This window comes from Ferrimonas balearica (genome assembly GCF_019802055.1).
In the GTDB taxonomy this organism is placed as follows: Bacteria; Pseudomonadota; Gammaproteobacteria; order Enterobacterales; family Shewanellaceae; genus Ferrimonas; species Ferrimonas balearica_A.
The window spans coordinates 270,361-293,522 of the sequence record NZ_JAHVHW010000006.1; the positions used below are offsets into that span (position 1 = coordinate 270,361).

The 23,162-nt window shown below is 58.3% G+C and carries 19 protein-coding genes; 2 read left to right on the plus strand and 17 right to left on the minus strand.

Annotated features, from left to right (window positions below):
* Positions 1–46 precede the first annotated feature (46 nt).
* The 17 genes from fdh3B (KUV52_RS06605) to KUV52_RS06685 form a co-directional block, all read right to left on the minus strand.
* Complete coding sequence (fdh3B, locus tag KUV52_RS06605) at positions 47–619, minus strand: formate dehydrogenase FDH3 subunit beta (protein ID WP_222207714.1); 573 nt, start codon at positions 617–619, stop codon at positions 47–49.
* 25 nt (positions 620–644) lie between these two features.
* Positions 645–3,506 carry a formate dehydrogenase subunit alpha gene (locus tag KUV52_RS06610; protein WP_222525149.1) on the minus strand — a complete coding sequence of 954 codons (2,862 nt, stop codon included), beginning with the start codon at positions 3,504–3,506 and terminating at the stop codon, positions 645–647.
* 14 nt (positions 3,507–3,520) lie between these two features.
* Positions 3,521–3,718 carry a formate dehydrogenase gene (locus tag KUV52_RS06615; protein ID WP_222525150.1) on the minus strand — a complete coding sequence of 66 codons (198 nt, stop codon included), beginning with the start codon at positions 3,716–3,718 and terminating at the stop codon, positions 3,521–3,523.
* Positions 3,719–4,203: 485 nt separating this feature from the next.
* Positions 4,204–4,740, minus strand: a complete 537-nt coding sequence (locus KUV52_RS06620) for a hypothetical protein (protein WP_222525151.1) — start codon at positions 4,738–4,740, stop codon at positions 4,204–4,206.
* A 203-nt stretch (positions 4,741–4,943) separates the two neighbouring features.
* Positions 4,944–6,698 (minus strand): hypothetical protein, encoded by a 1,755-nt coding sequence (locus KUV52_RS06625; protein WP_222525152.1) that lies wholly within the window; start codon positions 6,696–6,698, stop codon positions 4,944–4,946.
* A gap of 257 nt (positions 6,699–6,955) precedes the next feature.
* Positions 6,956–7,939: a formate dehydrogenase subunit gamma gene (locus KUV52_RS06630; RefSeq protein WP_222525153.1), complete on the minus strand. Its 984-nt coding sequence runs from the start codon at positions 7,937–7,939 to the stop codon at positions 6,956–6,958.
* A 53-nt stretch (positions 7,940–7,992) separates the two neighbouring features.
* The gene (fdh3B, locus tag KUV52_RS06635) at positions 7,993–8,565 is read right to left on the minus strand and encodes a formate dehydrogenase FDH3 subunit beta (RefSeq protein WP_222525154.1); all 573 of its coding nucleotides are present in this window, start codon (positions 8,563–8,565) and stop codon (positions 7,993–7,995) included.
* Positions 8,566–8,588: 23 nt separating this feature from the next.
* The gene (locus tag KUV52_RS06640; RefSeq protein ID WP_222525155.1) at positions 8,589–11,459 is read right to left on the minus strand and encodes a formate dehydrogenase subunit alpha; all 2,871 of its coding nucleotides are present in this window, start codon (positions 11,457–11,459) and stop codon (positions 8,589–8,591) included.
* Between the two features lie 9 nt (positions 11,460–11,468).
* Positions 11,469–11,660, minus strand: a complete 192-nt coding sequence (locus KUV52_RS06645; protein ID WP_222525156.1) for a twin-arginine translocation signal domain-containing protein — start codon at positions 11,658–11,660, stop codon at positions 11,469–11,471.
* Positions 11,661–12,055: 395 nt separating this feature from the next.
* Positions 12,056–12,997 (minus strand): formate dehydrogenase subunit gamma, encoded by a 942-nt coding sequence (locus tag KUV52_RS06650; protein ID WP_409996472.1) that lies wholly within the window; start codon positions 12,995–12,997, stop codon positions 12,056–12,058.
* A gap of 139 nt (positions 12,998–13,136) precedes the next feature.
* Positions 13,137–13,715, minus strand: a complete 579-nt coding sequence (gene fdh3B / locus KUV52_RS06655) for a formate dehydrogenase FDH3 subunit beta (protein ID WP_222525158.1) — start codon at positions 13,713–13,715, stop codon at positions 13,137–13,139.
* A 15-nt stretch (positions 13,716–13,730) separates the two neighbouring features.
* Positions 13,731–16,595 carry a formate dehydrogenase subunit alpha gene (locus KUV52_RS06660; protein WP_222525159.1) on the minus strand — a complete coding sequence of 955 codons (2,865 nt, stop codon included), beginning with the start codon at positions 16,593–16,595 and terminating at the stop codon, positions 13,731–13,733.
* An 11-nt stretch (positions 16,596–16,606) separates the two neighbouring features.
* On the minus strand, positions 16,607–16,801 hold the full coding sequence (locus KUV52_RS19060) for a twin-arginine translocation signal domain-containing protein (RefSeq protein ID WP_222525160.1): 195 nt from the start codon (positions 16,799–16,801) through the stop codon (positions 16,607–16,609).
* A 93-nt stretch (positions 16,802–16,894) separates the two neighbouring features.
* Positions 16,895–17,521 (minus strand): molecular chaperone, encoded by a 627-nt coding sequence (locus KUV52_RS06670; RefSeq protein ID WP_222525161.1) that lies wholly within the window; start codon positions 17,519–17,521, stop codon positions 16,895–16,897.
* A 13-nt stretch (positions 17,522–17,534) separates the two neighbouring features.
* On the minus strand, positions 17,535–19,223 hold the full coding sequence (locus tag KUV52_RS06675) for a 4Fe-4S binding protein (protein WP_409996469.1): 1,689 nt from the start codon (positions 19,221–19,223) through the stop codon (positions 17,535–17,537).
* Between the two features lie 191 nt (positions 19,224–19,414).
* A complete protein-coding gene (locus KUV52_RS06680; protein WP_222525162.1) occupies positions 19,415–20,035 on the minus strand; it encodes a DUF3306 domain-containing protein in 621 nt (206 codons plus the stop codon).
* Complete coding sequence (locus KUV52_RS06685; RefSeq protein ID WP_222525163.1) at positions 20,032–20,490, minus strand: DUF3305 domain-containing protein; 459 nt, start codon at positions 20,488–20,490, stop codon at positions 20,032–20,034. The genes KUV52_RS06680 and KUV52_RS06685 overlap by 4 nt, the downstream gene beginning before the upstream one ends.
* 278 nt (positions 20,491–20,768) lie before the next feature.
* Between KUV52_RS06685 and KUV52_RS06690 the strand changes: the two genes are divergently transcribed.
* Positions 20,769–21,602: a formate dehydrogenase accessory sulfurtransferase FdhD gene (locus tag KUV52_RS06690; RefSeq protein WP_222525164.1), complete on the plus strand. Its 834-nt coding sequence runs from the start codon at positions 20,769–20,771 to the stop codon at positions 21,600–21,602.
* The gene (locus tag KUV52_RS06695; RefSeq protein ID WP_222525165.1) at positions 21,599–22,504 is read left to right on the plus strand and encodes a helix-turn-helix transcriptional regulator; all 906 of its coding nucleotides are present in this window, start codon (positions 21,599–21,601) and stop codon (positions 22,502–22,504) included. Before KUV52_RS06690 ends, KUV52_RS06695 begins: the two co-directional genes overlap by 4 nt.
* Positions 22,505–23,162: the final 658 nt, after the last annotated feature.

Genomic DNA, 23,162 nt, shown 5'->3' on the forward strand with positions numbered 1-23,162 from the left:
ACAACAGCGGGGACGGCTGTAAAAGCCGTCCCCCTGGGAGTGGGACTTAGCCCCAGGCTCCGTCTTTATGGCCACGGGTTACCACACGCTCGCGGTAGATGTCGGACACAGTGCCCGCATCACCGGCCAGCAGGGCCTTGGTAGCACACAGCTCGGCACACATCGGCAGCTTGCCTTCAGCGATACGGTTGGCACCGTACAGGGCTTTCTCCTTGGCGGAACCCGCCTCGGTGTTCGGACCACCGGCACAGAAGGTGCACTTGTCCATCTTGCCCTTGGAACCGAACGCAGACTGTTTCGGGAACTGCGGTGCGCCAAACGGACAGGCGTACAGGCAGTAACCACAACCGATGCAGCGCTCTTTGTCGTGCAGGATGATGCCGTCTTCGGTCTTGCTGAACACGTTGACCGGACACACCTTCATGCAGGGCGCATCAGCACAGTGCATACAAGCCACGGAGATGGAGGTTTCACCCGGCTTACCGTCGTTGATGGTCACTACGCGGCGGCGCTGGATACCCCACTCCAGAGCGGAGTCGTTTTCGTTCTTACAAGCGGTGACACAGCCGTTACATTCGATGCAGCGTTTGGTGTCACACATGAATTTCATAGTCGCCATATGGGCTTATCTCCTAAGGCCGACGTTAAGCTTTGACGATTTCACACAGGGACACCTTGGTCTCCTGCATCTGGGTCACCGGGTCGTAACCGTAGGTCAGCGCGGTGTTGGCGGATTCACCCACCACGTAGGGCTTGGTGCTGATACCACCGGACTCGGGGTACTGCAGCTCTTCACCTTCAAACACACCAGCGAAGTGGTACGGCATAAAGGTTTCGCCTACGGATACACGCTCGGTCACCATGGCTTTCATGCCAATGACCGCACCTTCGGGCGACTTCAGCTTGACGTCATCGCCATCGCGGATGCCACGGTCTGCCGCATCCACCGGGTTGATCTCAACGAACATCTCCTGCTGGAGTTCAGCCAGCCACGGGTTGGAACGGGTCTCTTCACCGCCCCCTTCGTACTCAACCAGACGACCGGAAGTCACCACCAGCGGGAACTTCTTGTCCAGGTTCTCGCTGATCACCCGGTCCTGGATGGACTTGAACAGGGTGGGCAGACGGTGAACCTGCATGTCTTCGTGGGTCGGGTACTTGGCGATCAGGTCGCGACGCGGGGTGTACAGCGGCTCACGGTGTACCGGGATCTCATCCGGGAAGGTCCAAACCTTCACACGGGCCTTGGCGTTACCGAACGGAATACAACCGTGCTTCATGGCCACGCGCTGGATACCGCCAGAGATGTCGGTCTTCCAGTTCTTGCCTTCAGCGTGCTGCTTCTCTTCCGCAGTCAGCTCGTCCCACCAGCCCAGCTGCTTCAGCATGTCAGCAGTGAACTCAGGGAAGCCGTCCTGGAAGTAGTTGCCTTTGGAACCGGCATCTTCAGCCAGGATGCTGACGCCATCGTGCTCTACACCGAAACGGGCGCGGAAGTTACCGCCACCTTCCATAACGTGTTTGGAGGTGTCGTACAGGATGTGAGTACCAGGGTGCTTCAGCTCCGGGGTACCCCAGCACGGCCACGGCAGACCGTAGGTTTCGCCTTTCACTGCGCCACCCGGGGCTTTCAGGTCTTCCCAGCTGAACAGGTGCCAGTTTTCCTGGTGCTGCTTCAGACGCTCAGGAGACTGACCGGTGTAACCGATGGTCCACATGCCCTTGTTAAATTCACGGGTGATGTCTTCAACCAGCGGCTCGTCGTTGTTGACCTGGATGTGCTTGAACATCTGGTCAGCAATACCCACCTTCTTGGCGATCTTGTACATGATCACGTGGTCCGGCAGGGACTCGAACATCGGCTCGATGACCTTGGAACGCCACTGCAGAGAGCGGTTGGAGGCGGAGATGGAACCGTAGGTTTCGAACTGGGTCGCAGCAGGCAGCAGGTAAACGCCGTCTTTGCGCTGGTGCATTACACCGGCCATGGTCGGGTACGGGTCAACCACCACCACGGTGTCCATCTTGTTCAGTGCTTCACGCACCTCACGGCCACGGGTTTCGGTATTCACAGACTGACCCCAGAAGAACGCCAGACGGATGTTGTCTTTCTGGCCGATCTTGGCTTTGTCTTCCAGTACACCATCGTGCCAACGGGAGCACGGGATACCGGGGGTGTTCATCGGCACTTTGCCCAGGTGGGAGCCCTGGTCGAAGCGGGCTTTCACCCAATCGAACTCCAGGTTCCAAACATTGGCCCAATGCTTCCACGCACCTTCGGACAGACCGTAGTAGCCCGGCAGGTTGTCGAACAGCAGACCGAAGTCGGTGGCGCCCTGTACGTTGTCGTGGCCACGGAAGATGTTGGCACCGCCGCCGGATACGCCCATGTTGCCCAGAGCCAGCTGCAGGATGCAGTACGCACGGGTGTTGGCGTTACCTACGGTGTGCTGAGTACCACCCATACACCATACGATGGTGCCCGGACGGTGCTCGGCCAGCATCTTGGCCACACGGTACATCTGCTCACCGGAAACGGAGGTCAGATCTTCCACCTCTTCCGGAGTGTACTTCTTCACTTCTTCACGGATCGCGTCCATGCCGTAAACACGGCGACGGATGAAGTCTTTATCTTCCCAGCCGTTCTCGAAGATGTGCCACAGCAGGCCGTAGATGAACGGGATGTCAGTACCGGGTCGGATATGCACGTACTCGTCAGCGTGCGCTGCAGTACGGGTGAAGCGAGGATCGACCACGATCATCTTGGCGCCGCGCTCTTTACCGGTGAGCACGTGAGACATGGCAACCGGGTGCGCTTCAGCGGCGTTGGAGCCGATAAAGAGCATCGCTTTACAGTTGTGCATGTCGTTGTAGGAGTTGGTCTGTGCGCCGTAACCCCAGGTGTTGGCCACACCAGCTACGGTGGTGGAGTGACAGATACGGGCAGAGTGGTCGACGTTGTTGGTGCCCCACATTGCCGCAAATTTACGGTACAGGTAGGCCTGTTCGTTAGAGAACTTGGCGGAACCCATAAAGTAGATGGAATCCGGACCGGACTCTTCGCGGATCTTCAGCATCTGGTCGCCGATCTCGTTGATCGCCTGGTCCCAGGACAGCTTCTTCCACTTACCGCCTTCCAGCTTCATCGGGTACTTCACCCGCTTTTCGCTGTGGCCGTGGTGACGGATGGAGGCACCCTTGGCGCAGTGGCCGCCACGGTTGATCGGGTGGTCAAACGCCGGCTCCTGACCGGTCCATACGCCGTTCTGAACTTCGGCGTAGATACCACAACCTACGGAGCAGTGGGAACAGATGGTTTTCACCTGCTCAATCGGGCCTTCAGCGGATACGGCTTTGGCTTCAGCTTTACGTACCATACCGGCGCCCAGCATGGAGGCAGCGGCGATACCACCGGTGGTGATACCGGCGTTTTTCAGAAATTGGCGGCGGTTCAGGCCCAGGCCATTGCCAGCCTGAACTGAAGTGCCTTTACGAGTCAGTTTCATGGTTCTCTCCTCAATTACTGGCCACGGGCCACGGCGTAGTAACGACGCACGTGCTCGGACTCGCGGTACCCTTTGGACTGACTTTCAGTCGCGGCAGGGGCTTCAGCAGCCATCACGGCAGGCGCAGCGGCCATAGCGGCGCCAGCGGCAGCAGTACCGGTAGCCAGCGTTTTGAGGAATTGGCGTCGAGCCAATGGTTTTTCGGTTTTCATAGGCTTCCTTAGGTCGTCAGATCCAAACGTCTCGGCCCCTTCGGACAAACAATGAGACACAGATCATCGGAGCGGTCATGGTCATGTGACGGAGGCATCATGACTTGGCGAAAGAGAAGATATATTGATCTGGCGCAAGCCGGAATTTGCCGAAAAACGTGCGTTGGCTCGAAAAAGTCGCGGTTTTTGTAAAAACCCCCTTTAAGGTGAGTCATTGTGTCCAGGTGACCCAGTCGACAGCTTTGCCGGGCGTCACAGGAAAGGATTTTCGGTTTCTTACTTTCCGCGTTCGTTCCGGTAAGAAATCCTCATTAATTTCACCACTTTGTGATCTGGATCACCTAAAATCGCATTCGAAAAAATGCCCCGCAGTGCGGGGCATTGGGGTGAATAGGAGACATTCGTATTTAAGCGAGCAAACAGGTGAAAATTGGCCCTTGAGATCGATTGAGAGATGGGGGTCACTCAATCCGCAATGCGGCATTTCACTGTGGCAACTCGCTTGCCTTAGCCTCATTCTCAAGAAAAGCAGTGAGCGTAGCGTCATCCGCCACCCAGCCAACACCATTTACAGCCCTTAAGTGATAAGTGCCAGCGGAGACAAAAAAGATCCCCTCAACGGCATCACCGATTCGGGTAATGCTGCCAACGGACACGCCACGATCGTCCACCAAGTCCCAGTTGATGGCATCTTGCCTCAGGCTCTCCTGTGTTTTGACGATGACCGACTGAGATAGGCCATTGAGGGGGGGAAGGGAAAATCGCTGGCCTGGTTCCAGAATATCCAGAGTGCTCTCGTCAAACTCCACAAAGTGGCTCTCATCAAGCTGCACATTCAGGGCGTAGTTCGCAAAGACAGACTTCGCGGCCGCAGAGGCGCGCCACAGTGTAAGGTCAAGGTCATAGAGCACCACCACCTCTTCCTTTTCTTGCGGCAGCGGAGAGGACGGCACAGCCAACTCCGGGTTCATCGCTTCAACATCCCGAAGGTACGCTTCGATGGTGTCGGAACGCGGAGCCATCATTGGCCCCGCATCCCGAACTGCAACCTCATCCTGATCACCACCTGAAGGAGGGCTCACTTGCACGGTGCCGGGTGACCGAGCCGTTTTTGGCACCGCCATCTCCACCGCGCCCTCTAAGGGAGAGGGGCTCACCCTTAGAGAAAGATAGGCAGCGATGACCACTGCGATGACCAGCGCACCGCCAATCAACCTTCGCTTCATCATCCGCCCTTATTCACATCAACGCGGAAAGTCAGGACTTTATGGAAGTTCGTATGCCATCCGATGGCTTTGAGATTGAAGTAACTCTCATATCGACCATCAGGCAGGTCAGGGTTATCTGACTCATGGTAGGAGATATCGAGCTGACCATACGAGCCCTGCTCGTCGCCCTGACACGAAACGGCATTGTTCATGGTTACCCACATACAGCCGCTGGCAAGCCGAGAAGCTCTGAGCTTCACCGAGTGGGCCTCTTTGGTATCACGATTTCGCACCAGAACATCCAGTGTCGACCAGCGTCCCCCCTCCCCATTCCAGACCGGCCCGCCCGTATCACTTTTGGTGCTGCCGTGCGCCTGATAATAAATGGTGCCACGCACTGTGCTGTCATAAGGGATGGTTCGGGTTGCCTTGGTCTCGGTCACCGTCCCTTCAATACCGCGATTCCCTTCCATCAGGATGTTCGCCTTAAGCGCAATGCTGGATTGGTAAGATTCATCGTGCCAACCCTTGGCCTCCAGCGTGAACGTGCCCTGATAAAGGCCAGGTACGAGACCGGCGTTATCTTCGTGTTCAAACCAGACTTTGAGATCCCCTTTGTTCGCACCGCCACGACAATAAACGCCATTATTGATTTCGCCCCAGCCACAATGAGTCAGGCGCTGCGCTCTTAATATGACCAGTCTGCTTGTCCTTTCACTTTGATCGGTCAAATACACACCCAAGTATGTGAACCCAGAGGGGTAATCCCATTGGGAATCCCTTGGCCCTAGTGTATTGTCACCGGCATTGTAATAGACCGATCCTTTTACACTCCTTTCAACACTGCCCAACTCGATGGGCGATGACTCAGTCAATGTTCGAGAACGGGTCACCGTATTGATTTGGGGGTACACGCGCTTCAGCCACTGATGGTGAGGCGCAATGCGAGTGTGTAACGAGGAGCGCCCTGCCCAGCCAAGCCATCGTGAAGCGATACCAGTGGCAATAAACTGTCCGTCACGCCAGTGCCAGGACGCGGAACCGCTGTCACCGGGCGCGCCAAAAGCCCACGCCTCCTCGGAGTCTGCCTGGTTCAACAGGCAACCGCCAAAATCCAGCGGTATACCCCCTTGCCCGAAAGCACGCCCCCAACCAAGATTTCCCAGTGTGGGGGTTCCCCAATAGCCATAACCCGCCAGAGTCATGGGCTGATATTGAAAGCCGGTAAACTCAGGTTGATCCGCAAACACCGGCTTGGGAACAAGCTGACCATTAGAGTCTATTGGGTTTGCAATAAGAGGGAGCTCCACCACTGCAATGTCATTACTGCACTGGGTATAGCCAGCGAAATTTGTGGTGGCGATACCATGAGCCAGGATTCGTCCGTCCCCCGTTCGGAATGTGGCCCTCTCTCCGATATATCTCGACTCCTCGCTTTTGTTGTCCCCATAAACACAATGCGCGGCGGTCACGATATAGGCGGAGTCCTCCTCGCTGCCCAGCCAGGTCGCGGTGCATCTTAAGTTGCCAGCCAGCAGCATCCCCACAGGATTAAAGTGCGATGCCAGTGATGCCTCGTTGAGTTGGCCATAAGCCAGGTTGACCGCGGTTTCGTCAGCACTTAATTCGCCCGCCAGATCAGTAAATTTCTCGTCGGTGATACCGATAGCCAGGCTGGTAGATGCCGTTGAAATCAAAGTGCCAAACAGAAGTGTTTTAAGAGTCAGACCGGTTAACCACCTTGGGTTTCGGTGGATGTTGTGTATTTCCATTACGCAATATCTCCTTAATGCCGATTGATATTGCGAAAATTTTAAACATCCGTTTCATCCAAAGCGTGAGGTTTAATAACTAATAATTTTTCTCAATTGAAAGCGCTTTTTAAGGTCAATAATGAAGAAGGGCTGCCTACACCAGGAGCGCCAACAGAGTATGAGATATCAACAGGCACAAAAAAAGCCGCCTTTCGGCGGCTTAATCTTGGTAGAAGGTTCAGCGTATGGAGGCAGTATCTGACTCCCGCAACCCCTTACTCTTTGTACTTCAGAGTACCGTCGGCTTTGATCTCGTCGTACCACACGTTGTGGTGCTGGATCGCCCAGTTCTCATCACAGTAGCCAGACACCATACACTCCATACCACCTTCGGACATGACGGTCGCCATGAAGATGTGAACGATGGAGAAGGCGCAGATGATGATGGCGGAGATGCCATGGATGATCAGCGACAGCAGGCTCAGGTTACGAGACGGCTCCACATACTCGGGGAACAGCAGGACCACACCAGAGGCAGAGATCACCGCACCGAAGGCCGCGAAGGTCCAGAACCACAGCTTCTCACCGGCGTTAGCAAAACCCGCATCCGGGTGCTTGCCTTTGAACGGGCCGAAGTTGATGTAGCCACCCACCACCATAAACCAGGCGATGTCGTACTTGGCCGGGATCTGGTTCTTGGCCCACTTCACGGTCATCAGCAACCAACCCAGCATGAACGGGATGGCCATGTAGTCGTGAACCGGCTTGGCGATCGCTGCCATGGTGGCGAAGGTCTGTTGGCCCAGGTAGGGCTCGATGATCAGGCGGCCCGCCAGCAGAGTCAGACCGGTCAGGATCAGCAGCAGACAGGGAATGGCACCCAACCAGTGGATCGCCACGTCCGCTTTGGACCAGCGGTAGACCATCTTGCCGGAGAAGCCGTGGTGCAGCTTGGAGATGCCGTTCACTGCGATGAACGCAGCAAATACGGCGATCATGCCAAACAGCGCCAGGGCCAGGCCCGGGGCCAGGATGTCGCTGCGCAGAGGCAGCAGACGCTCGTCCTGCGGGTTGATCAGCTGAGCGTGGAACTCAGAATCAGAAACGGTACGGCCTTCGGCGCCCTGTTGGATCGCCTGCCATACCACTTCTGCTTCGTTCCCTGCCTGAGCCGCTACCATACCGGCGTCGCTGGCCAGAGCCAGGCCCGGCAGCAGCGCCACCATCAGCAGCAAGGGTTTCAGCATCTTATAGAACATGATTGCTCCTAGTGGATGGGCCGGGGCAGCACGCTGCCCCGGCTCGTCACGCCTTAGCTCCAGGCGCCGTCTTTGTGGCCACGGTTAACCACACGCTCACGGTAGATGTCGGACACCATGCCCGCATCGCCCGCCAGCAGGGCCTTGGTGGAACACAGCTCGGCACACATCGGCAGCTTGCCTTCAGCGATACGGTTGGCACCGTACAGCTCCTGCTCCTTGATGGAGCCCGCTTCGGTGTTCGGGCCACCGGCGCAGAAGGTGCATTTGTCCATCTTGCCCTTGGAGCCGAATACGGCTTTTTTCGGGAACTGAGGCGCACCAAACGGACAGGCGTACAGGCAGTAACCACAACCGATGCAACGCTCTTTGTCGTGCAGAACGATGCCGTCTTCAGTCTTGCTGAATACGTTCACCGGGCACACTTTCATACAAGGCGCGTCAGCACAGTGCATACAAGCTACAGAGATGGAGGCTTCACCCGGCTTACCGTCGTTGATGGTTACAACGCGACGACGCTGGATGCCCCACTCCAGAGCGGAGTTGTTTTCGTTCTTACAAGCGGTGACACAGCCGTTACATTCGATGCAGCGTTTGGTGTCACACATGAATTTCATAGTGGCCATTTTGGCTTATCTCCTCGTGAACCTTAGGCTTTCTCGATCTGACACAGGGAAGACTTAGTCTCCTGCATCTGAGTGATCGGGTCGTAGCCATAGGTCATCGCGGTGTTACAGGATTCGCCGACAACGAAAGGCTTGGTGCTGATGTCGCCAGACTCCGGGTACTCCAGGTCAACGCCATGCATCACACCAGCGAAGTGGTACGGCATCCAGGTTACGCCCGGCTTAACGCGCTCGGTTACCATGGCCTGTACCTTGATACGGCCACCCTCAGCGCCTTCCACCCATACGGTGTCGCCGTCACGCAGACCGCGGTCAGCAGCATCCACCGGGTTGATCTCGATGAACATCTCCTGCTGCAGCTCGGCCAGCCACGGGTTGGAACGGGATTCCTCACCGCCCCCTTCGTACTCAACCAGACGGCCAGAGGTCATCACCAGCGGGTACTTCTTGTCGAGGTTCTCGCTGATCACCTTGTCCTGAATGGTCTTGTACAGAGTCGGCAGACGGTGTACTTGCATGTCGTCATAGGTCGGGTACTTGGCGATCAGGTCACGACGCGGGGTGTACAGCGGCTCGCGGTGTACCGGCATCGGATCCGGGAAGGTCCAAACCTTACAACGGGCTTTGGCGTTACCGAACGGGATACAACCGTGCTTCATGGCAACGCGTACGATGCCGCCAGACAGGTCGGTCTTCCAGTTCTTGCCTTCCGCTTCGGCTTTCTCTTCTGCGGTCAGATCGTCCCACCAGCCCAGCTGCTTCAGCATGTCGGCGGTGAATTCCGGGTAACCGTCTTCGATCTCAGCGCCCAGGGAGAAGGAGCCATCGGCCAGGATGTTTTGACCCTGGTACTCCACGCCGTAACGGGCACGGAAGTTACCGCCACCCTGCAGCACGTGCTTGGACGTGTCGTACAGGATGTGGGTGCCCGGGTGCTTCTGCTCTGCAGTACCCCAGCACGGCCACGGCAGACCGTAAGTCTCGCCCTTGAACTCGCCACCTTTGGCCTGCAGGTCTTCTACGGAGAAGGCGCCCCAGTTCATGGTGTGAGCTTTGATACGCTCCGGAGATTGGCCGGACATACCGATGGTCCACATACCGCGGTTGATCTCGCGGGTGATGTCTTCCACTACCGGTGCGTTGCCTTTTACCTGAATGCGCTTGGTGTACTGCTCAGCGAAGCCAACTTTCTTGGCCAGCAGGTACATGATCTCGATGTCGTTCTTGGAGTCGAACAGCGGCTCAACCACTTGCTCACGCCACTGAACGGAACGGCCAGAGTTGGACAGAGAACCGGTGGACTCGAACTGAGTACAAGCGGGCAGCAGGTATACGCCGTCCTTACGACGGTGCATTACGCCAGCCATGGTCGGGTACGGGTCAACCACAACCACGGTGTCCATCTTGTCCAGAGCGTCACGCACGTCGCGCTGACGGGTCTCGGTGTTCACGGACTGACCCCAGAAGAAGGCCATGCGGATGTTGTCGCGCTGAGCCAGCTTCTGCTTGTCTTCCAGAACGCCGTCGTGCCAACGGGAGCACGGCATGCCAGGGGTGTTCTGCGGCTTCTTGCCCAGGTACTCGCCCTGGTCAAAGCGGCCGTTAACCCAGCTCTCTTCCAGATCCCAAACGTGGGTCCAGTGTTTCCAGGCAGCGCTGGTCAGACCGTAGTAGCCCGGCAGAGTATCGAACAGCAGACCCAGGTCGGTCGCGCCCTGTACGTTGTCGTGGCCACGGAAGATGTTGGTACCGCCACCGGATTTGCCCATGTTGCCCAGAGCCAGCTGGAGCAGACAGTAAGCACGGGTGTTGGCGTTACCTACGGTGTGCTGGGTACCACCCATACACCATACAACGGAACCCGGACGGTTCTCGGCCATCATCTTGGCCGCGTTGTAGATCGCTTGCTCTTCTACGCCACACACTTCGGCAGCTTCAGCCAGCGGGAACTTAGCCGCTTCCTGACGGATCTCGTCCATCGCCCATACACGCTGGTCGATGAAGGTCTGGTCGTGCCAGCCGTTTTCGAAGATCACGTTCAGCATGCCGTAGATGAACGGAATGTCGGTACCGGGGCGGATGCCAACGTGCAGGTCGGAGTGCGCAGCGGTACGGGAGAAACGAGGATCGATCACGATGATCTTAGCGCCGCGTTCTTTAGCAGTCAGGATGTGCTGCATGGAGACCGGGTGCGCTTCAGCCGGGTTAGAACCGATGAAGAAGATCGCTTTGGCGTGACGGATGTCGTTGAAGGAGTTGGTCATCGCACCGTAACCCCAGGTATTTGCCACACCAGCTACAGTGGTGGAGTGACAGATACGGGCGGAGTGGTCGACGTTGTTGGTACCCCACATGGCCGCAAACTTACGGTACATGTAGCAGCCTTCGTTGGAGAACTTGGCAGAACCCATGAAGTACACGGAATCCGGGCCGGACTCTTCGCGGATCTTCAGCATCTGGTTGCCGACTTCCTCGATGGCCTGTTCCCAAGACAGCTTCTTCCACTTGCCGCCTTCCAGCTTCATCGGGTACTTAACACGCTTAATGGAGTGGCCATGCTCACGCAGCGCGGCACCTTTGGCACAGTGCCCACCGCGGTTGAAGGGATGGTCGAAGGCCGGCTCCTGTCCAGTCCAGACACCGTTCTGGACTTCAGCGTAAACACCACAGCCTACCGCACAGGCAGAACATACGGTGCGCTTGATCTCGGTCGGGGCGTTCGGGTCAACGTGGGAAGCGGCTTCAGCGCGCTTAACCATACCCGCACCCAGCATGGACGCAGCAGCGATACCACCGGTGGTGATACCGGCATTTTTCAGAAACTGGCGACGGTTCAGGCCCAGCGGGGCATCAGTCTTGGTCGCAACAGCTTGCTTGTTCGGAGTCAGTTTCATCGGTTCTCCTTACAGACCGCGAGCCGCGGCGTAGTAGTTGCGAACGTGTTCGGACTCTTGATAGCCCTTGTTCTTGGCCTCAGCTGCAGGCTGAGCCTGCGCTACGGCAGCCGGTACCGCCATCACAGCGGCACCAGCCGCAGTGCCGGTGGCTACCTGCTTGAGGAACTGGCGACGAGCCAGAGAGGGTTGGTTTTTCATAATCATCCTTTGTCGTTCATGAAGCGGGGCGCGCCGATATGGCGACCCACTCACAAGCGGCGCTAAGGATCGCTTACTGGGCACTTGAGAAAATTGATCCGGCTCACGAAGAAATTTGCCGTAATTTCCGAAAATTCGGCGGGGTAAATCCCCACCTGTTAGGGATTTGTAAAGGTTGGGCCGTTTTGTCCCTCCCAAATATTCCACGTCAAAGTGGGCCTCTTTGAGAGTCATTTATGGTTATTTCGACACGTTGATTACAGGGTTCCTGCCAAAGCCACAAAATGTGACTTTTGCGGACTGGATCACGCACCAAACTGTTCAAAAAAACCCCGCCGTAGCGGGGTTTTGCGGGGTATGAGCATGGCGATAAGAACGCCTCTCAATTACTTTGGTCAGCCCTGTTTATACTGGATGCTGCCATCGGCTTTGATCTCGTCATACCAGACATTGTGGTGTTGCTTGGCCCAGTTCTCGTCGACATAGCCACTGGTCATTGCCGGGAAGCCGCCTTCCGACAGCACCGTCGCCATAAAGATGTGCACCACGGTGAAACCGGTGATGACAATGGCGGAGATGCCATGGATGTAGAGGGCGGTCAGACTGGCAGTACGACTTGGCTCAATCTGTTCGGGGAACAGCATGACGACGCCGGAACCGATCAACGCCAGACCAAAGATGGTGAAGCTCCAGAACCACAACTTCTCGCCGGCATTGGAGAACCCGGAGTCCGGGTGCTGGCCTTTAAACGGCCCAAAGTTGAGGTAGCCTCCCACCACCATAAACCACTTAAGGTCGTAGGCGGCCGGGAAGTTGTGCTTCATCCAGCGCAGCATGGCTATCACGCCAAAGATGGCAAAGGGGATCGCCATGTAGTCGTGGATCGGCTTGGCGATGGCCGCCAGTGCCGCGACCCCATCCGGCCCCAGGAAGGAGCCGAACACAAAGCGCCCCGCCATCAGAGACAGTCCCGTCAGGATCAACAGAACACAGGGGATCGCCATCAACCAGTGCACCAGGATATCCAGCTTGGACCAGCGCAGTACCTCCACGCCGGAGAAGCCTTTCTCCAGCTTGGCGGCTCCGTTCACCAGCACAAACAGCGCGAAGATCACGATCATCCCGAACAGCGCCAGGGCCAGCACCTGAGACAACCACCCGGCCCGCGCCTGAATCAGCGTTGGATCGTAGGTGTTGATCAGGGTGCCATTAAACTGGCCAGGGTAACTGCTGCTCCCCACTTCGCCAGCTTTGACGGCGCTCCAGAATGGATCCAGCTCCCCCTGCTGCTTAATGGCGGACTCTTCGCCCGCCACCTCCGCAGCCTGGGCAGCCATCACCGCCTGCACCAGTTGGGCATCCGCATCCGGTGGCGACTCAGCGGCCAGCGCAGGCACGGCGAATGCCGCACCCAACGCCAGGATCGCCAGAGCGCGTCGGAACGTGATTAAGAGTTTCATAACCCTTCCTCCTTGCTCAGCCATCCCAGCCCGCTTCAGGCGCACCGCGCACCGCGACCCGCTGACGGAAGATCTGGGAGATCACCTCGGCGTCACCCGCCAGAAGCGACTTGGTGGAACACACTTCCGCACAGAAGGGCAGCTTGCCCTCGGCAATCCGGTTGGCGCCGTAGAGCTCGGCTTCCTTCTCGGAACCCGGCTCGGCGTCCGGGCCGCCAGCACAGTAGGTGCATTTGTCCATCTTGCCCTTGGAGCCGAACGCGGTCTTCTTCGGGAACTGAGGCGCACCAAAGGGGCAGGCGTACAAGCAGTATCCACAACCGATGCACTTATCCTTGCTGTGACGGACAATGCCATCGGCAGTCTGCTCAAAGCAGTCCGCCGGGCACACCGCCATACAAGGGGCATCGGAGCAGTGCATGCAAGCCACCGAGATGGAGACCTCTTTTCCTTCGATCCCGTCATTCATGGTGACCACGCGTCGCCGCGCGATCCCCCACTGAAGGGCGCTGTTGTTGACGTTCTTACAGGCGACAGTACAACCGTTGCACTCGATGCAGCGTTTGGTGTCGCACAGAAATTTCATCGTAGCCATAAGTGACTCCCGTCCTTAAGCCTTGCTGATCTGGCAGAGTGACACTTTGGTTTCCTGCATCTGCGTCACGATGTCATAGCCGTAGGTCATGGTCGTGTTGGCCGACTCACCCTGGACATAGGGCACGGTACCGTCCGGATAGCGGGGTACCAGTGATTCGCCCTCGAAGATCCCGGCAAAGTGATAGGGCATAAAGCACTCACCCTTTGTCACCCGCTCGGTCACCAATGCATGGATGTAGATCTTCGGTCCCTCCGGAGAGTGCAGCACTACGGCATCGCCGTCCTGGATACCACGATCCGCCGCATCCGACGGGTGGATCTCCACAAACATGGTTTGCTGGAGTTCCGCCAGCCATGGGTTGGAACGGGTCTCCTCACCACCGCCCTCGTATTCCACCAGGCGCCCGGAGGTCACCACCAGCGGGAACTTCTTATCCAGGTCTTCGGCCATCACCTTCTCCTGGATGGAGCGATACAGGGTCGGCAAACGAGCCACCTGACGATCTTCGTAGCTCGGGTACTTCACCATCAGGTCACGACGCGGGGAGTAGAGAGGCTCCCGGTGTACCGGGATCTCATCCGGGAAGGTCCATACCCGACAGCGGGCACGAGCATTGCCGTATGGGATACAACCGTGCATCAGCGCCACCCGCTGGATACCGCCGGAGAGGTCGGTCTTCCAGTTTCGGCCCTCTGCCGCGACTTTCTCTTCGGCGGTCAGTTCATCCCACCAGCCCAGCTGCTTCAGCATGTCGGCGGTGAACTCGGGGAAGCCGGCGCCGATGTCGTTACCCAGTGAGCCCGGGTCATCCGCCAACAGATTCTCCCCTTCGTACTCCACACCGAAGCGGGCACGGAAGTTACCGCCCCCCTCCATCACGTTCTTGGAGGTGTCGTACAGGATATGAGTACCGGGATGCTTCAGCTCTGCGGTACCCCAGCAGGGCCACGGCAGACCGTAGGTTTCGCCCTTGCAGGGACCACCTTTGGCTTGCAGATCTTCCCACTCGAAGGTGCCCCAGTTCTCCTGGTGCTGCTTCAGACGCTCAGGGGACTGACCGGTATATCCGACCGTCCACATGCCACGGTTGTACTCACGGGTGATGTCCTCAATCAGCGGCACGCTGCCCTGAACTTCGATGTTCTTGAACATCTGGTCAGAGAAGCCCAGCTTCTTGGCGAACAGGTACATGATTTCGTGGTCCGGTTTGCAATCAAACACCGGCTCCACTACCTGGCTGCGCCACTGCAGAGAGCGGTTGGAGTTGGACACCGAACCGTAGGTTTCAAACTGAGTGGCCGCCGGCAGCAGGTACACGCCGTCGGTGCGGGTATTCATTACCCCCGCCATGGTGGGATAGGGATCCACCACCACTACGGCGTCCATCTTGTTCAACGCCGCTCGAACCTCACGGCCCCGGGTTTCGGTATTCACCGACTGACCCAGGAAGAACGCCAGACGAATGTTGTCCTTCTGACCCAGCTTGGCTTTGTCCTCCATCACACCGTCATGCCAGCGTGAGCAGGGAATGCCCGCAGAGGTCATCGGTTGTTTGCCGAGGTAGGTGCCCTGGTCAAAGCGGGATTTCACCCACTCATAATCCAGCTCCCAAACCCGTGACCAGTGTTGCCAGGCCCCTTCCGACAGACCGTAGTAACCGGGCAGGTTATCGAACAGCAGACCGAAGTCGGTCGCGCCCTGCACGTTATCGTGGCCACGGAAGATGTTGGCGCCGCCACCGGATACGCCCATGTTGCCCAGCGCCAGCTGCAGGATGCAGTACGCGCGGGTATTGGCGTTACCGATGGTGTGCTGGGTTCCCCCCATACACCATACGATGGTGCCGGGACGGTTATCCGCCAGCATTTTCGCCACACGGTAAGCCTGTTTTTCGCCAACGCTGCAGATGTTCTCCACCTCATCCGGCGGATACTTCTTCACCTCTTCACGGATCGCCTCAAGGCCCCAGACACGACGGGAGATGAAGTCTTTGTCTTCCCAGCCATTCTCGAAGATGTGCCAGAGCAGGCCATAGATGAACGGAATGTCCGTGCCGGGTCGGATATGCACGTACTCGTCAGCGTGCGCTGCAGTACGGGTGAAGCGGGGATCGACCACGATCATCTTGGAACCGCGCTCTTTGCCGGTAAGAATGTGCTGCATCGCTACCGGGTGCGCTTCAGCGGGGTTGGAGCCGATGAAGATCATGCTCTTACAGTTGTGCATGTCGTTGTAAGAGTTGGTCATGGCGCCGTAGCCCCAGGTGTTGGCCACACCGGCGACTGTGGTGGAGTGACAGATCCGGGCGGAGTGGTCCACATTATTGGTGCCCCACATCGCCGCGAACTTGCGGTAGAGATAGGATTGCTCGTTGTTGGTCTTGGCGGAGCCCATAAAGTAGATGGAATCCGGACCAGACTCTTCGCGGATCTTGAGCATCAAATCGCCAATCTCATTGACCGCCTCGTCCCAGGACAACTTCTTCCACTTACCGCCTTCCAGTTTCATCGGGTACTTCACCCGCTTTTCACTGTGGGTATGGTGGATAAGGGAAGCGCCCTTGGCACAGTGGCCGCCCCGGTTGATCGGGTGGTCAAAGGCGGGCTCCTGGTGAACCCAGACGCCATTCTGCACCTTGGCATAGAGACCGCAGCCCACAGAGCAGTGAGAGCAGATGGTTTTCACCGTCTTCATGTCGCCGCTGCCGGAAGCGGTGGCCGCCTCGGCCTTACGTACCATCCCCTGCCCCAGCATGGAGGCCGCAGCGATGCTGCCTGCGGTGATACCCGCATTCTTGAGGAACTGGCGACGATTGAGCCCTAACGACTCCTTCTCGCAAGCGACTGCTTTTGTTGGAACTGAACGTGTAATTTTCATCCTGAACCTCCTTATTTCCGCAACGTGGCGTAGTAGGTTAGGACATGAGGGGATTCACGATAGCCGGACGACTTCGTGTCGGATTTGGCCTCAGCCGGGGACGTCTGGGCCTGAACCGTACCGCTTGAGAGGGCAACAGCGCCCGCTCCAAGGCCCAGGGCCTTGAGCGCGCGGCGGCGGTCCAATCGGGTTTGCCGATCGTTCATAACACCTCCGTGGTGTTGAGGGATTTAGGTGGGGCAACAGCCCTCTGCCCCACCACCGGAACCTTTACCCATCCGGTCTGGCACAGGCGGAAATCAGCCGGCCTGTTCTACCTGCACATCCAGGATCAGGTTGCCAAACTCCACCTTCTCCGCGGCAAAGAACGCTTGTCCCAGCGCTGCAACAGCAACGTAGAAGGAGGCGTGTTTTGCGTTGGCCAGATCGGTAAAGAACTGGTCTACCCAAGGGGCCAGGTGCTTCTGCCAGAAGGGGATCTGGTCCTGCTGCCGGCCTTCCAGCAGCAGAAACGCCATCACTTCACACAGAGCAGCCAGGTGATCCTCAGGCTCTTTCACATTCTCCTCACGGGCAAAGCCCAGGCGGGTCAGATCCTGACGCAGCAGCGCCAGGGGCTGGTCCATCAGGGAACCGGTCAGGTACCAGCTGATGTAGGGGATCACTTCCCCATGACCCAGACCGATGAAGAGATTGAAATACTCATCATCCAATTGGCTGTCCAGATGGGTCTGGGCTGCCAGTTTCAGGCCGTGCCAGGCCTTACCCATGTCGCTGTCGTTCTCTTCGTCCAGCTCCAGGTTGGCCAGGAACTGCATCAGTTCCGGGTTGGGCACCTGGCGCAGCAGTGCCGACAGCAACTGATAGATATCAGCGCGAAGCTGTTGGTGTTCAGATACGACCCGAGTGGTGTGTTGTTCAGTCATCGCTACCTCTAATTTAGACCCGCAGTTGCTTCTCGGGATCGTTCAGAATGTCGGTGAACATATCTTTCACCCGGCAGTCTTCGCACATTTTCAAACGGTTCAGGGCATCGCCGGCAAAGGCGCTGTGGCCAGACAGGGCCACTGTCATCTTTTCGATAACGGCCTTGGTGGCAAACGGCTTGCCGCAGGTGATGCACTCAAAAGGTTCTTCCTCTTTCAGCACCCGCTGGGTCTGACGCACTTCGCGGTCCAACTGAACCTGGGAGGTCAGGGTGATCGCTTTCTCCGGACAGGCGCGCTCACACAGACCACACTGCACACAGGCCTGCTCGGTGAACTTCAGAGCCGGGGAGTCGCCGCCGTCCATCAGGGCGCGGGTCGGACACAGGGCCGAACAGCTCATGCAGAGGGTGCACTTGTCCACATCCACGTTCACGGTGCCGTAGGGCACGCGGGGCAGGCTCAGCACCTCGGTGCTGCCTGCACTGGCGCCATTGATGTGGTCCAGGGCGTTGAACAGGGTGTCGCGCTTGGCCAGGTCCTTACCAAAAGCCGCTACCGGCAGTTCAGCAAAGGTGGCGCTTTGTGCCAGCACCGCGTCCAGCTGATCCAGCTCGGCGGTGGTGATAAGACGAACGCGATCCGCCTGCTCACCCACCGCTTCCAGCAGAGTCGTCACCAGCTGATGTTCGCTGCGCAGCAGGGCCATCAGGGTTTCCGGGGTTTGCTCAGTGGTCAGCACCAATACCTGACGGGCTCCCCAGGCCAGGGTGGCCAGCCAGCTGTCGATACCCGCCACCGCCACCTCTTCCAGAGCGATAGGCAGAACACCGCCGGGCAGCTGACGCAGGGCGTTCAGTGCCGCTTCACCCGCACTCTCGTCGTGCAGCAGCACCACCGGACGCTGCTCAGACAGCTCCAGATAGCGGGTCAGCAGACGCTTTACGTAATCCTTCAGGATCGCCGGAGTGGGCTGATCGTAGGTCAGGGCGCCGGTCGGACAGGCGGCGGTACAGCTGCCTGCGCCATGGCACAGATGCGGGTCCACTTCGATGCGGTTGTCCACGCTCTCAATGGCGTCCGCCGGGCAGACATTGAGACAACGGGTACAGCCGTCGATGCCACTGGAGTGGTGGGCACAGACGTCGTAGTTGACCTTCACGTAACGGGGCTTGTCGAACTGGCCAATCAGCTCAGGCAGCTGAGCCAGTGCGGCAGCCAGTTTGTCGGCGTCATCGCCCACGAAGAAGTAACCCGGCGGCAGCAGCTCCAGGTTCATCACCGGTTGCTGGCCCAGGTCCAGCACCAGGTCATAGTGGGGGCGACGCACCGCGCCGGGCGCCAGCTCCTGCTCGACGCCGTCCACCTTGATGAAAGCCTGGAACTGGCCCAGGAACCCTTTCAGGGAGACGGTGCGGCTGAAGTAGGCCGGCAGAGATTCGGTGGCTTCGGCGGCGGCCATCACCTTCTCAAGGTGGGCCTCGTCCTGGCTGGTCACCGCTTCGGTGGCCACCAGGGTACGGCTGGCCATGCCTTCCAGTTGGGCGGCGGCCAGGCGAATCATATCTTCCGGCCCGATTATCAGCAGGTGGCCGGCGGTATTGTAGGAGACCGTCTGCGGGATCAGGTTCTCCAGCATGGTGATTTGGGCCAGGCTTTGCTCACGGGCCGGGTCCATCACCGGAATTTGGCTATTGCTCACTCTACGTTTCCTAGTCGGTCGTTGCTCTTGATGTCACAGAGGCGGATGGTCCGCCAGGGTGCCGGCAACGCTCCCTTAACTCCCGGCAGGCCGGGCTCAGAGGCTCACATTTGGCGCTCACGCGCGATAGCTCACTCACTGCAAGTTCTGCAAGGGGTGTACCAGCACTGATAAAGGTTTAGTCGTCTTAATTACGCCTCGCTCCGAGATCCGGCGCGATTCTCCGGATCCTGCGGGTCATTTTGTCCAATATCCTCACGGACAGTGGGTAATTCTGACGGAGTTTCGGCAGATTCGGCTTGAGCCAGCTGGGGCTCATCGACCGCTTGCTCAAGGGACGCTTCGCCCTGAGACTCCGGCTGACCCGCCACCACTTTATCCGCCTCTTCGGCCGCTTCGGTCACATGGCGGAACACCTTCTTGGCCAACTCGGCCGCCACGGCGGCACTCAGTTTCGGCTGGGCAGCGTAGTCCAGATCGTACTCACACAGGCCGTCACGGATGTTGTACTGAGGCTGTTTCCACAGTGCCCGCAGCGCGTCTTTTCGCTGGGTGGGATCCACCCCCGGCTTAAGGTAATCGGCAAAGCTGCCACCCTGCTCAATGGATTCGGGATCCGGCAGGGCAGCCTCTTCACCCTCTGCAGCCGAGGCCGCTTCCACCTCTGGGGCATCCGCCTTCTTAACGTCGGCCTCTTCGGCTTCAGTTGTGGTGTCCACGGGATCTACAGTCGGTTGCTCAGGAGCCTTGGCTTCCTCCTCTTCACGAGCGACCTCCGCCTTACGCAGTTGCCATCGGGACAGAAAACTCATTCCGGCTTCTCCCCACGAGATTTCAGTTCACCCCGCACATCGATGTGCTTGCGGCGGTGGGCCTGGATCGGCGCCTCGCCGTGGCGGGTGATAAAGGATTCGATCCAGCAACCAATCGCTTCCGGGATCGCGCAGGTCAGCACCGGGGTATCCCCCTCCAGCGCGCCAGCCGCAATGTTCTGGTTGGCGGTCACGGACATCGGTACCGGCACGCCATCCCCCTTGTCATCACAGATGATAAACAGCTTCGGGTTCGCCAGGTCCAGATTCAGGCGGTAGTTGGCCCGCTCATCCAGGAACAGCTCAATAGCCACCAGGTGACCCCCTTCCGGTTTCTCACCGGTAGCGGGCAGCAGTTGGTCTACTTCCCAGTTGGTTTGGGTCCAACGGCCTACCGTTACCTCCTTGGCTCGGAGGGTTACATAGAGGGGCCAGATCGATTCGCTGTGTTGCATTCCACGCTCCCATGTCGAAGTGGATTGGGGACAGGGCCACCGAAAATCCTAACTGCTCTGGCCACTGCAAGTATTGTTCCACTTTAAATCCGTTGCCACAGGATGATCCTCTTCACGCTTTTTGTCCCGGGTGGGACATTTTGTCCGGAGCAGGTGGGACAGCTTGGGGCAGTGGGTCAGTCAGTCGGTGATCCAGATCTCACTGAACGGCCCATACACAGCTGGAACAGGTTTTGCATTTCCCAAAACCGAGTTTAGATCCCTTGGCAAGCTATTGAATGACCACGACCCTGAAACGACCCCGACTCACCCGCACCCATGCGGAAGCGCCCCTGACCATCGCCGTTACCGCGGTGGACGAAAAAGGCCAGGTGCAGGAGAAGCAGATCGCCTGTGAGCGTCCGCTGACTCTCTATCTCAACTGGCAACCCATCGTGACCCTGATGACTCTGGGCGCCCGTCCGGAAGCATTGGCGCTGGGCTACCTGAAGAACCAGGGCTTTATCCGTGACATCGAGCTGGTGGAGTCGGTGATCGTCGATTGGGAGGTAAACTCCGCGGCGGTGATCACCAAAGAGGACGTCACCCACGTTCAGAAAAAGCTTGAGGAGAAGACGGTGACCAGCGGCTGTGGCCAGGGCACGGTGTTCGGCAGCTTTACCGCCGGTCTCGACGAGATTCAGTTGCCCACGCCCGCGATGAGTCAGAGTGGGATCTACGCCCTGCTCAAGAACCTCAGCCAGTACAACGACACCTATAAGAATGCCGGTGCCGTTCACGGCTGTAGCATCTGCCAGGGTGAGCGAATCCTCAGCTTCGTTGAGGATGTCGGCCGCCATAATGCGGTGGATACCCTAGCCGGCGAGATGTGGCTGGAGGGGCTCGAGGGTGGCGACAAGGTGTTTTACACCACAGGTCGACTCACCTCAGAGATGGTGATCAAGGTGGCCAAGATGGGGATCCCGGTGCTGCTGTCCCGCTCCGGTGTAACCGAGATGGGTCTGAGTCTGGCAACACAACTGGGCATCACCATGATTGCGCGCGCCAAGGGGCGGCACTTCCTGGTTTACCACGGTGCAGAAACCATTGAATTTGACGGAGCCGAGGCATGACCCAGGGAACCGATAACCTTTTTATGAACGCCAAGCAGGTGGCGGACTACCTCGATCTCAATGAGAAGAAGGTGTACGCCATGGCCAATGAGCGCCAGCTGCCGGGCACCAAGATCACCGGTAAATGGCTGTTCCCCAAAACCCTGATTGACCGCTGGGTGATGGAGTCCTGCCACAGCGGCATGCTGTCCGACCGCCTGATCATCACCGGCTCAGACGACCCCCTGCTGCACTGGGCGGTGGGTCGAGTCAGCCAGCGCATTGGCAGCAGCGGTTTGGTTAACTATTCCGCCACCAACTCCAGCCTGGGTCTCTCCCTGCTGGCACAAGGCCTGGCTGACATCTGCTGCCTGCACTGGGGCAACGAGTCAGAGCGCGATCTGCGCCATCCGGCGCTGTTGAAACGCCACGCCCTGCACAAGCAGTGGGTGATGGTGCATGCCGCCAGCCGTGAGTTCGGCCTGATGATGCGCAATGAACATCTCCACCTGGGACAGGATGTGGAGCAGGCACTCTCCCTGCGCTACCGCTGGCTGACCCGACAGGAGGGCGCCGGAGCACGCTATCACTTCGACAACTGGCTGGCGGAGCGTGGCATGGCAGGCACCGACCTGAACATCGTCGGCACCGCCTTCAGCGAACGGGAACTGGCAGCATCAGTGGCCCGCGGTGAAGCGGACTTTGGCTTTGGCTGTCACGGTATCGCCGGTGAGATGGGGCTGGCCTTTGTGCCTCTGGGTCGGGAATCCTTCGATCTGGTGATGCCTCAGGGCGTCTACTTCCGCCAGCACCTGCAGCAGCTGTTCTCAGTGATGCAGAGCCCGGATACCCTGTCCCAGGCCCAGCGCCTTGGCGGCTATGACCTGACTGACTGCGGCAAGTTGATCTGGAGCCCGGTCTGACCGGCTTCCTCCCCGACGGGCTCAATTGAGCCCGTTTTTTTGCTCCATCGAAAATTTCCTTGGGAGCCTCTGGCTGTTATCTTTGCGGTAACTCTTAGGCCTTTGCCGGGAGCGGCCCGGCGGCCGCCAGAAGGGCTATCGCCCCTCTGGACTCCCCTTTGCCTCCGGCGCGGCGTAAGCCCCTCACTCCCTCTCCTTTCCATTTCAGCACTAGCCAGACTCGTTTTTGGAAAAGGCTATCCATACCCTTTCCAAAAAGCCGGCTCCGCCCTCCATGGCTCCGCGTTCACGCCTATCGGCGTTCACCCATGCTCGGCTGGCTACTCGGCCCTTTTTCACTGCGCAGTCCCTGCTCCGTTCAAAAGCCCGGCTACGCCATCCTTGGCTTCGCGTTCGTGCCTATCGGCTCTCACCCCTGGCCCTCGGCCTCATTCTCAGTCGCTCCCGCTCGGCGCCGCGAGTCGGCCACAGTGGACGGCTTTCGCCGTGACACTAAAGTGCGATGTCTGTATCAGTGTCCTGATTCCAAAACACATTACGACGTAGTTGGAAGGAGACCTTCAGAGATGGGCTTGCATTCAGAATGCAACCTCTTATGTATTGAATTCCCACTAATGAGCGAAGAACATTTTTTGGCTCTGAATTTCATCCAAATGCC

Coding starts and splice junctions, on each gene's coding strand:
- KUV52_RS06670 (WP_222525161.1), bottom strand. CDS start 17,521: ATGACTGAACAACACACCACTCGGGTCGTATCTGAACACCAACAGCTT.
- KUV52_RS06640 (WP_222525155.1), bottom strand. CDS start 11,459: ATGAAACTGACTCCGAACAAGCAAGCTGTTGCGACCAAGACTGATGCC.
- KUV52_RS06630 (WP_222525153.1), bottom strand. CDS start 7,939: ATGTTCTATAAGATGCTGAAACCCTTGCTGCTGATGGTGGCGCTGCTG.
- fdh3B (WP_222525158.1), bottom strand. CDS start 13,715: ATGGCTACGATGAAATTTCTGTGCGACACCAAACGCTGCATCGAGTGC.
- fdh3B (WP_222207714.1), bottom strand. CDS start 619: ATGGCGACTATGAAATTCATGTGTGACACCAAACGCTGCATCGAATGT.
- KUV52_RS06650 (WP_409996472.1), bottom strand. CDS start 12,997: ATGGCTGCCCAGGCTGCGGAGGTGGCGGGCGAAGAGTCCGCCATTAAG.
- KUV52_RS06620 (WP_222525151.1), bottom strand. CDS start 4,740: ATGGCTCCGCGTTCCGACACCATCGAAGCGTACCTTCGGGATGTTGAA.
- KUV52_RS06610 (WP_222525149.1), bottom strand. CDS start 3,506: ATGAAACTGACTCGTAAAGGCACTTCAGTTCAGGCTGGCAATGGCCTG.
- KUV52_RS06645 (WP_222525156.1), bottom strand. CDS start 11,660: ATGAAAAACCAACCCTCTCTGGCTCGTCGCCAGTTCCTCAAGCAGGTA.
- KUV52_RS06625 (WP_222525152.1), bottom strand. CDS start 6,698: ATGGAAATACACAACATCCACCGAAACCCAAGGTGGTTAACCGGTCTG.
- KUV52_RS06685 (WP_222525163.1), bottom strand. CDS start 20,490: ATGCAACACAGCGAATCGATCTGGCCCCTCTATGTAACCCTCCGAGCC.
- KUV52_RS06660 (WP_222525159.1), bottom strand. CDS start 16,595: ATGAAAATTACACGTTCAGTTCCAACAAAAGCAGTCGCTTGCGAGAAG.
- KUV52_RS06680 (WP_222525162.1), bottom strand. CDS start 20,035: ATGAGTTTTCTGTCCCGATGGCAACTGCGTAAGGCGGAGGTCGCTCGT.
- KUV52_RS06615 (WP_222525150.1), bottom strand. CDS start 3,718: ATGAAAACCGAAAAACCATTGGCTCGACGCCAATTCCTCAAAACGCTG.
- KUV52_RS06695 (WP_222525165.1), top strand. CDS start 21,599: ATGACCCAGGGAACCGATAACCTTTTTATGAACGCCAAGCAGGTGGCG.
- KUV52_RS19060 (WP_222525160.1), bottom strand. CDS start 16,801: ATGAACGATCGGCAAACCCGATTGGACCGCCGCCGCGCGCTCAAGGCC.
- KUV52_RS06690 (WP_222525164.1), top strand. CDS start 20,769: ATGACCACGACCCTGAAACGACCCCGACTCACCCGCACCCATGCGGAA.
- fdh3B (WP_222525154.1), bottom strand. CDS start 8,565: ATGGCCACTATGAAATTCATGTGTGACACCAAACGCTGCATCGAATGT.